At 61.6% G+C, this 9,469-nt stretch carries 10 protein-coding genes; 3 read left to right on the top strand and 7 right to left on the bottom strand.

All coding sequences use genetic code 11. The features are described 5' to 3' along the window. The first annotated feature begins 6 nt into the window (after nt 1-6). Nucleotides 7-834: a 16S rRNA (adenine(1518)-N(6)/adenine(1519)-N(6))-dimethyltransferase RsmA gene (gene rsmA / locus MOV76_RS36725; RefSeq protein WP_247266394.1), complete on the top strand. Its 828-nt coding sequence runs from the start codon at nt 7-9 to the stop codon at nt 832-834. Between the two features lie 43 nt (nt 835-877). Here rsmA and gmk read toward each other — a convergent pair whose 3' ends face one another. From gmk to fabD, 7 genes are all read right to left on the bottom strand, one after another. After that, nucleotides 878-1,540: a guanylate kinase gene (gene gmk / locus MOV76_RS36730; protein WP_065277875.1), complete on the bottom strand. Its 663-nt coding sequence runs from the start codon at nt 1,538-1,540 to the stop codon at nt 878-880. A gap of 3 nt (nt 1,541-1,543) precedes the next feature. Next, the gene (locus MOV76_RS36735) at nt 1,544-2,431 is read right to left on the bottom strand and encodes a YicC/YloC family endoribonuclease (RefSeq protein WP_018241449.1); all 888 of its coding nucleotides are present in this window, start codon (nt 2,429-2,431) and stop codon (nt 1,544-1,546) included. Between the two features lie 18 nt (nt 2,432-2,449). Continuing rightward, on the bottom strand, nt 2,450-3,667 hold the full coding sequence (gene mltG, locus MOV76_RS36740) for an endolytic transglycosylase MltG (protein WP_026230833.1): 1,218 nt from the start codon (nt 3,665-3,667) through the stop codon (nt 2,450-2,452). Between the two features lie 180 nt (nt 3,668-3,847). Further along, nucleotides 3,848-5,110 carry a beta-ketoacyl-ACP synthase II gene (gene fabF, locus MOV76_RS36745; protein WP_018447415.1) on the bottom strand — a complete coding sequence of 421 codons (1,263 nt, stop codon included), beginning with the start codon at nt 5,108-5,110 and terminating at the stop codon, nt 3,848-3,850. 93 nt (nt 5,111-5,203) lie between these two features. Next, nucleotides 5,204-5,440: an acyl carrier protein gene (locus tag MOV76_RS36750; RefSeq protein ID WP_003547058.1), complete on the bottom strand. Its 237-nt coding sequence runs from the start codon at nt 5,438-5,440 to the stop codon at nt 5,204-5,206. Nucleotides 5,441-5,727: 287 nt separating this feature from the next. Continuing rightward, the gene (fabG, locus tag MOV76_RS36755) at nt 5,728-6,465 is read right to left on the bottom strand and encodes a 3-oxoacyl-[acyl-carrier-protein] reductase (protein ID WP_018241446.1); all 738 of its coding nucleotides are present in this window, start codon (nt 6,463-6,465) and stop codon (nt 5,728-5,730) included. Nucleotides 6,466-6,495: 30 nt separating this feature from the next. After that, nucleotides 6,496-7,440 (bottom strand): ACP S-malonyltransferase, encoded by a 945-nt coding sequence (gene fabD, locus MOV76_RS36760; protein ID WP_247266391.1) that lies wholly within the window; start codon nt 7,438-7,440, stop codon nt 6,496-6,498. 201 nt (nt 7,441-7,641) lie between these two features. On the opposite strand from fabD, the gene MOV76_RS36765 reads away from it, so the two are divergent. Both MOV76_RS36765 and rpsF read left to right on the top strand, forming a co-directional pair. Next, nucleotides 7,642-8,685, top strand: coding sequence for an aldo/keto reductase (locus MOV76_RS36765; RefSeq protein WP_247266392.1), 1,044 nt, complete (start codon nt 7,642-7,644; stop codon nt 8,683-8,685). A gap of 375 nt (nt 8,686-9,060) precedes the next feature. Next, entirely contained in the window at nt 9,061-9,447 is a 387-nt protein-coding gene (gene rpsF / locus MOV76_RS36770) for a 30S ribosomal protein S6 (protein WP_247266393.1), read from the top strand. The last annotated feature ends 22 nt before the right edge of the window (nt 9,448-9,469 follow it).

A 9,469-nucleotide genomic window follows, 5' to 3' on the forward strand; every position in this document is an offset into this window, starting at 1 on the left:
CCGCTGATGGCAGCACTCGATGGCCTGCCGCCGCTTCGCGACGTGATCCAGCGTCACGGCCTCGACGCGCGCAAGGCGCTCGGGCAGAACTTCCTGCTCGATCTCAACCTCACCCAGAAGATCGCCCGCACGGCGGGGGCGCTCGACGATGCGACCGTTTTTGAGGTCGGCCCCGGCCCCGGCGGGCTGACGCGCGCGATCCTGGCGCTCGGCGCCAGGAAGGTTGTCGCCATCGAGCGGGATACACGCTGCCTGCCGGCGCTCGCCGAGATCGCTGATCATTATCCCGGCCGGCTGGAGGTGATCGAAGGCGATGCGCTGAAGACGGATTTCGAGACATTGGCGCCGGAAGGCCCGATCAAGATCATTGCCAACCTCCCCTACAACGTCGGCACGCAGTTGCTGGTCAACTGGCTGCTGCCGAAAGCCTGGCCACCGTTCTGGCAGTCGCTGACGCTGATGTTTCAGAAAGAAGTCGGCGAGCGCATCGTCGCCAACGAAGACGACGACCATTACGGCCGTCTCGGCGTGCTCTGCGGCTGGCGAACAGAGGCACGCATGGCCTTCGACGTGCCGCCGCAAGCCTTCACGCCGCCGCCGAAGGTGACGTCGACGGTCGTGCAGCTAACCCCTCGCGAAAACCCGATCCCCTGCGTTGTCGCCAATCTGGAAAAAGTGACGCAGGCCGCATTCGGCCAACGTCGCAAGATGCTGCGCCAAAGCCTGAAATCGCTCGGCGGCGAGAGCCTACTTGTCAAGGCCGGGATCGATCCGGCGCGGCGGGCGGAAACCCTATCTGTCGAGGAATTCTGCCTTCTAGCAAACAGCCTGTAGGGCAATTCCAGGAACGTGCGAAGCGGTTTTCCCAGGAGCTGCTCTAAAGCGACGGCGTCTCTTCCAGCAATGCACGGACGAAGTCGAACATGCCATGGCGGCGGTCGCGGCGCAGGCGTTCGGCCTTGACGATCGACTGGACGGCGTCGAGGGCGGCGTTGAGATCGTCGTTTATGATGACGTAGTCGTATTCGCGCCAGTGGGCGATCTCGGCGCGGCTATTGGCGAGGCGCGTCTGGATGACCTCCTCGGAATCCTCGGCACGGCGATGCAGCCGCGACTGGAGTTCCGTCATGGTCGGAGGCAGCACGAAGATCGAGACCACGTCGGCCGACATCTTCTCCTGCAATTGCTGGGCGCCCTGCCAATCGATATCAAAGAGCATGTCGCGGCCTTCGGCCATGGCCTGCTCGACCGGCTCGCGCGGTGTGCCGTAGAAATTGCCATGCACCTCGGCCCATTCGAGCAGCGCGTCGCTATCGCGCAGCCGCTCGAACTCGCGCACACTCTTGAAGTGGTAATGCACATCCTCGACTTCGCTCGGGCGGCGATGACGTGTGGTGACGCTGACGGAAAGACCGATTTGCCTGTCGGTCTCCAGAAGCGTGCGCGCGATGGTGGACTTGCCGGCGCCCGACGGCGACGAGATGACAAGCATCAGACCGCGGCGGGCGATCTGCACGGGCGAGGATTTCGCCGGGTTCATGTCTTACTCCAAATTCTGGACCTGCTCGCGGAACTGGTCGATCACGACTTTCAACTCGATGCCGGCAGCGGTGACCGCCGAGGCGTTCGACTTCGAGCAGATGGTATTCGATTCGCGGTTAAATTCCTGTGCAAGGAAGTCCAGCCGGCGCCCGGCAGGCCCACCTTTCACCAGGAGATCGCGCGCTGCGGCGACATGAGCCTTGAGACGATCGATTTCCTCGCGCAGATCCGCTTTGGTCGCCAGCAGTGCGGCTTCGGCATGCAGCCTGTCGCGGTCGAGTGCGGCCATGCCATCCATCAACAAGGCGACCTGCGCGACCAGCCGCGCGGCGATCTCCTGCGGCGAGCGAGACGGATCGAGCTCGATCGTTCGTGTCAGGCCTTCGATCGTCGTGACATGGTCGAGGAGGATACGCGTCAGCGCCGAACCTTCCTGTTCGCGCATTGCTCTCAGATCGGAAAGCGCGGCCAGCAAGCCGGCAGCGATCTCGGCGTCACGGGCGGCAAGCGCCTCCTCGCCATCCTCGCTTTCGCGGAATTCCACGATGCCGCGCACCAGGAGCAGCGTATCGAGCTTCAGTGGCGACGGATCGATGACGCCGTCCAACTGCTCGCGCATGGCAAGCACGGCAGCGAGCGCCTCCTTGTTCAGCACCGCCTCGAAACGGTTCTCGTCGGCGGTGACGGATAGCGATGCCTGCAGGTTGCCGCGGCTGAAGCTTTCGCCGGCGAGACGGCGGACGTCTGCCTCCATGCGCTCGAGGCCAGGCGGCAGGCGCAGGCGCAGGTCGAAGCCCTTGCCGTTGACCGAGCGCAATTCCCATGCCCAGCGCCAGCGGCCGCTCGTTCCCTCGCGCCGCGCAAAACCGGTCATGGACTGCAAAGCCATGCGTGCCTCCCGAAAGTATCAGTTGATCTTCTTTTTCTTCGGCGGCACGACGGTGGCGCCATTATCCGCTGGCTGCTCTTCCGGCTGGCCGTCGACTGCGATGTTCGGGTCCGAGCCCTTGTCGGCTTCGAGCTTGCGCCAGCGCTTGACGTTGGCATTGTGCTCCTCGAGCGTCGCAGCGAAAACGTGGCCACCGGTGCCGTCGGCGACGAAATAAAGGTCCTGCGTCTTCCAGGGATTGGCGACGGCTTCCAGCGCATCCTTGCCGGGATTGGCGATCGGCGTCGGCGGCAGACCCTTGATGACATAGGTGTTGTAAGGCGTGTCCCGCTTGAGGTCCGACTGGTAGATCGGCCGGTCGGCGGGTTTGCCCTCGCCGCCGAAGAGACCGTAGATGATCGTCGGATCGGACTGCAGGCGCATGCCCTTGCCGAGCCTGTTCAGGAACACGGAGGCGACATGGGCACGCTCGTCGGGAACGCCGGTTTCCTTTTCGACGATCGAGGCGAGTGTCACGAATTCCACTTTGGATCGCAGCGGCAGGGAGGAGTCGCGCTTGTCCCAGATCTGATCGACGAGCTTCTGCTGTGCAGCCGCCATCTGGTCGATGATCTCCGCGCGCTTGGTGCCGCGCGAGAATTTGTAGGTATCCGGACGCAGGCTGCCCTCGGTCGGCAGTGCGGCCGGCAAGTCACCTTCGAGCACGGTATCCTGCAGCATGCGGTCGAACATCTGGCGGACCGTCAAGCCCTCAGGGAAGGAAACCGAATAGAGAATGGACTTGCCCGATTTCAGAAGCTCCATGATATCGCTCATGGAGGCCTTCGCCTTGATCTCGTATTCACCCGCCTTCAGGCTCTCACCGGCAGAAAGATGCGTTGCCGTGAGATAGCGGAAAATGCGGGCATCGCTGATGATTGCGTTGCGCTCGAGGTTCGAGGCGATTTCGGCCAGACCAGCGCCGTTGCGGACGATGAAATTGGTGTTGGTCTGCAGCGGACCCGGGTTCCGATAGGTCGATGTGGCATAGTAGAAGCCGATGACGGCGACGACGCAGACCAGAACCGCCAGCGTCATGATGAAGTTCAGGAAAAGAACGACCTGGCCGCGGGCTTTCCTGGACCGCCGCGGCGGCTCCGGGACACGCTCAGGACGCAGGGCTTCGTTCGGCGACTTCGGGATGATCGGTCCCTTCTGCGCCTGGCTATCGTTGCTCTGGTTCGTCGTATCGCTCACCGGCAATCCTCTAAAACTTGACCCTCACTTCGCTATTTCGCGAAGCAATGCGGCAAAAGCAGGTTCTGCCGCCGTTCAAAGACGCCGTTGCCGGTCGTTATGCTTTCGCACGCCCTCCTACGCAACGTAGAGGACGGCCGGTTGCGGTGTAAGGGAGACCCGCTCCACCGCACAGGACTTTTATTGCGCGTAACGGCGCAGCACGAGCGACGCGTTCGTGCCGCCGAACCCGAACGAGTTGGACAGCGCCACATTGATTTCCCGCTCACGAGCCTTGTGCGGAACAAGATCGATCGCCGTCTCTCGTTCGGGATTGTCGAGATTGAGCGTCGGCGGCGCGATATTGTCGCGGATGGCGAGCGTGGTGAAGATCGCCTCGATGGCGCCGGCTGCACCGAGAAGGTGTCCAGTCGCCGACTTGGTCGAAGACATGGAGATCTTCGACGCCGCGTTGCCGACCAACCGCTCGACGGCGCCGAGTTCGATCGTATCGGCCATGGTCGAGGTACCGTGGGCGTTGATGTAATCGATATCGGCCGGCGTCAGCCCGGCGCGCTTCAGCGCCATCGCCATGCAGCGGCCGGCACCCTCGCCGTCTTCGGACGGCGCAGTGATGTGATAGGCATCGCCTGACAGGCCGTAGCCGACGATTTCGGCGTAGATCCTGGCGCCGCGCGCCTTGGCGTGTTCCAGTTCCTCGAGCACGACGATGCCGGCGCCTTCGCCCATGACGAAGCCATCGCGGTCGCGATCATAGGGGCGCGAAGCCTTCTGCGGGTCGTCGTTGTGCTGGGTCGATAGCGCCTTGCAGGCGGCAAAGCCTGCAAGCGAAATGCGGCTGACGGGGGATTCCGTGCCGCCGGCGACCATGACGTCGGCGTCACCCAGCGCGATCAGCCGCGCGGCATCGCCGATCGCATGCGCACCCGTCGAGCAGGCGGTGACGACCGAATGATTGGGTCCGCGCAGCTTGTGGCGGATCGAGACCTGGCCGGAGACGAGGTTGATCAGGCGGCCGGGAATGAAGAAGGGCGAGATACGGCGCGGGCCCTTGTCGCGCAGGGTGTAACCCGCCTCGACGATGCCTTCGATACCACCGATGCCAGAGCCGATCAGCACGCCGGTGGCGATCTGGTCCTCATCGGTTTCAGGATGCCAGCCGGCATCGGCAAGCGCCATGTCGGCGGCGGCCATGCCGTAGATGATGAAGGGGTCGACCTTGCGCTGCTCCTTCGGCTCCATCCACTGATCGACATTGAAGGTGCCGTCGGTGCCGTCACCGATAGGAATACGGCAGGCGATCTTGGCGGGAAGGTCATCGACCTCGAATTCGGTGACGAGGCGGGCGCCGTTCTGACCGGCAAGCAGCCGCGACCACGTCACCTCGGTTCCGCATCCCAAGGGTGATACCATGCCGGTACCGGTGATGACGACACGTCTCATCGCGTGCTTTCCCCCGTCTCTTATGTTCTATGGAGAAGTATGCCGAAAAGAAAAGGGCGGACTCCAGGCCCGCCCTTTCTCAAATTCACAGGATCAGGCCTGGGCCTTCTCAATAAACTTCACGGCATCGCCGACCGTCAGGATCGAGTCGGCAGCGTCGTCAGGAATTTCAACGCCGAATTCTTCTTCGAAAGCCATGACAAGTTCGACCGTGTCGAGCGAGTCAGCGCCCAGATCGTCGATAAAGCTGGCGCTCTCGACGACCTTGTCGGCATCAACGCCAAGATGATCAATAACAATTTTCTTTACGCGTTCTGCGATATCGCTCATGTCGGTTTCCTCGACCTTATGTCCTGATCGGAATGCCATCGCGGCACCCCTACCCTGTTTCAGCCTGCGATGTTTTCAGACATCCTCGGCAAACTCGTTTACCCGGCTTCAGAGATGTCCCAGGCTTGCAAAAAAGCCCGCCGGTCCGTCTGCTTTCTCGGGACGACTGTTGACAGTCATGGCCCGCTTAACATGCTTTATGTCTGCCGCAAAGCCAGAAAATCAACGGTTCGTGATTGCTCAACATGCTATTGGCGGAAATATTCCCATGCCAACAGTTTGTCGTTTCAGATCATCGCCATGCCGCCGTTTACGTGCAGCGTCTGACCCGTCATGTAAGCAGCCTCGGAGGACGCAAGGTAAGCCACCGCCGAAGCGACCTCGCCGCCCGTGCCCATGCGCTTCATCGGGATCGCCCCCATGATCGCTTCCTTCTGCTTGTCGTTCAGCTTGCCGGTCATGGCGCTCTCGATGAAGCCCGGTGCCACGCAATTGACCGTCACGTTGCGGGTGGCAATTTCCTGCGCCAAGGACTTGGTGAAGCCGATCATGCCGGCCTTGGAGGCGCAGTAGTTGGCCTGCCCTGGATTGCCGGTGACGCCGACGACGGAGGTGATGTTGATGATGCGGCCATAGCGGCGACGCATCATCGGATGCGTCAATTCGCGCGTCAGGCGGAACGTCGATGTCAGGTTCACTTCGAGGACCGCGTCCCAATCTTCGTCGCTCATGCGTACAAAGAGCCCGTCGCGGGTGATGCCGGCATTGTTGACGAGAATGTCGACGCCTTCGAGGTCGGCTTCGGCCTTCTGGCCGAGCGCCTTGACCTCATCGCGGTCGGACAGATTGGCCGGGAAGATCTTGACGCGCTCGCCGAGATCGGCGGCCAGCGCTTCCAGTTTCTCGACGCGGGTGCCGTGCAGGCCGACGATAGCGCCCTGCTTATGAAGAAGGCGGGCGATTTCCTCGCCGATACCGCCGGATGCGCCGGTGACGAGAGCCTTGCGGCCGGAAAGATCGAACATGGAAACGTTCCTTATATCTGGAGATACCAATCAGGCCATGAGGGCGGCGACGGCCGCGTCGATATCCGCCGGACCGTTGACAGAGATGCCGTTGATCGTCTTGTCGATGCGGCGGGCAAGGCCGGTCAGCACCTTGCCGGAACCGAGTTCATAAAGCGTCGTGACGCCATTTCCGGCGAACCATTCCACCGTCTCGCGCCAGCGGACCTGGCCGGTCACCTGCTCGACCAGGAGGCTGGCGATCTCGTCGGCGCCTGTCACGGGCGCGGCACGGACATTGGCGATGACAGGCACGACCGGATCGGATTTGGCGACCGTTGCCAGCGCTTCGCGCATGGCGTTGGCGGCCGGCGCCATCAGTGTCGAATGGAACGGAGCGGAGACCGGCAGCAGGATGGCGCGCTTGGCGCCCTTGTCGGTCGCAAGGCCGGCCGCCTTTTCGACGGCTGCCTTCTCGCCCGAGATGACGATCTGGCCGCCGCCATTGTCGTTGGCGATCTGGCAGGCGCCGGCAGCGGCCGCTGCCTCGCAAACGGCAACGACGTCGGCATGTTCGAGGCCGATGATCGCGGCCATAGCGCCGACGCCGACTGGGACGGCCGCCTGCATGGCATTGCCGCGGATGCGCAACAGCCGCGCGGTGTCGGCGAGCGAAAAGGTGCCGGCGGCGCAAAGTGCCGAATATTCGCCGAGCGAATGACCGGCGACGTAGGCGATCTTCGACTTCAGATCCAGCCCTTTGGCTTCGAGAACGCGGACGACGGCGATTGAGACGGCCATCAGCGCCGGCTGGGCATTCGCCGTCAACGTCAACGTATCCTCGGGACCGTTGAACATGACGTCCGAAAGTTTTTCACCGAGCGCCTGATCGACCTCGTCGAAAACGGCGCGAGCTTCCGCGAAATTCTCGGCGAGATCCTTGCCCATGCCGACGGCCTGACTGCCCTGACCGGGAAAAGTGAAAGCGATGGTCATTTTCATGTCCCTGATTACGCCCCTTAAGGCTGTTTTGCCTCCAATTGACATTCTTTCCGGCAGAGTCAAGTGGCGCCTCATTCTCCGCAAAGCCTTTCGCATCGGCGTAAAAGCCCGGTTTTTGCTCTTGCGCTCCGCCAAATCCAGCCTAGATTTGCGCGGACCTCCCCAAGGCTTTCACCTCTCTCCCAAGGTTTTTTCATGAAGTACAATTCACTAGGCCGCACTGAGATTTCCGTTTCAGAGATTTGCCTTGGCACCATGACCTGGGGTTCGCAGAACAGCGAAGCCGATGCTCATGCGCAGATGGACTACGCCGTCGAAAAGGGCGTCAATTTCTTCGACACGGCCGAGCTTTATCCGACCACCCCGGTTTCGGCGGCGACACAGGGCTGGACCGAAGACTATATCGGCAGTTGGTTCAAGAAGACCGGCAAGCGCGGCGATATCGTGCTCGCCACCAAGGTCGCAGGCCGCGGCCGCGACTATATACGCGGCGGCGAAGGTGCCGATGCAAAGAATATCCGCCTGGCGCTCGAGGCCAGTCTGGCGCGGCTGAAGACCGATTATATCGACCTCTACCAGATCCACTGGCCGAACCGCGGCCATTTCCATTTCCGCCAGAACTGGAGCTACAATCCCTTCAACCAGGATCGCGACAAGGCCGTCGCCAATATGCTCGACATCCTGGAAACGCTCGGTGCGCTGGTGAAGGAAGGCAAGATCCGCGCGATCGGTCTTTCCAACGAGACCACCTGGGGCATACAGAAATATCTGACGCTCTCCGAACAGAAGAACCTGCCGCGCGTTGCGAGCGTCCAGAACGAATATAATCTGCTCTACCGCCATTTCGATCTCGATCTCGCCGAGCTCTCGCATCACGAGGATGTCGGGCTGCTCGCTTATTCGCCGCTCGCCGGCGGCATCCTCTCCGGAAAATATGTCGATGGTGTCAGGCCGAAGGGTTCGCGCGGTTCGATCAACCCCGATATCGGAGGCCGCCTGCAGCCCCTGCAAGAGCCGGCGACCAAAGCCTATCTGCAGATCGCGGCCAGATACGGTCTCGATCCGGCAGCGATGGCGCTTGCCTTCTGCCGATCAAGGCCGTTCATGGCTTCGGTCATCATCGGCGCGACGTCAATGGAGCAGTTGAAAGTCGATATCAGTGCGGCCAACCTAACGCTTTCGGACGAGGTGCTCACGGAGATCGCCAAGGTGCACCGGCAGTATCCGCTGACGCTTTGATCATATTCCTTTAGCGCCTGCCCGACGCCGAACGGGATGAGAGCATGATGTCGCCCGAAAACCGCTCACAGTTTTCGGCATCATGCTCTACTCACCGGTCTGCGTCGGGTTCGATTGTCCGATTGCGCTTGCCTTTCCCCGAAAAATCCGTATAAGCCGCGCTGTTCGTTAACCCGGTCTTCTGGCTGGTGGCTGAACGGAGGGCCGGTTTCCTTTCGGAAATCGTTCGGAACGGAAGCGTTCCAGCCTCCCGTGTCTCCGCTCTCGACCGTCTCGGAAACGCTTTCTTGCCTGGGTCCGCCCAATCAGGAGCAGTCGTTGAGGCTTAGCCGCCGAATATCGGGTTGAACCAAACGCAAGAAAGGCAAAGCTGTCATGGCTCTTTATGAACATGTATTCCTTGCCCGGCAGGATATTTCCGCTCAGCAGGTCGATGCCCTCGTAGAACAGTACAAGGGTGTGATCGAAGCGAATGGCGGTAAGGTCGGGCGTATCGAGAACTGGGGCCTCAAGTCCCTCACCTACCGCATCAAGAAGAACCGTAAGGCGCACTACGCCCTGATGGACATTGATGCCCCGGCTGCTGCCGTCCAGGAAATGGAACGTCAGATGCGCATCAGCGAAGACGTTCTTCGCTACATGACGATCGCCGTCGAGAAGCATGAAGAAGGTCCGTCTGCCATGATGCAGAAGCGCGACCGTGACGACCGTCCGCGTGAAGGCGGCCGTGGCCCGCGTGAAGGCGGCTTCGGTGATCTCTAACGCGGCCCGCTTCAGCCGCGTG

Source organism: Rhizobium sp. PRIMUS64, from assembly GCF_023006465.1.
In the GTDB taxonomy this organism is placed as follows: Bacteria; Pseudomonadota; Alphaproteobacteria; order Rhizobiales; family Rhizobiaceae; genus Rhizobium; species Rhizobium leguminosarum.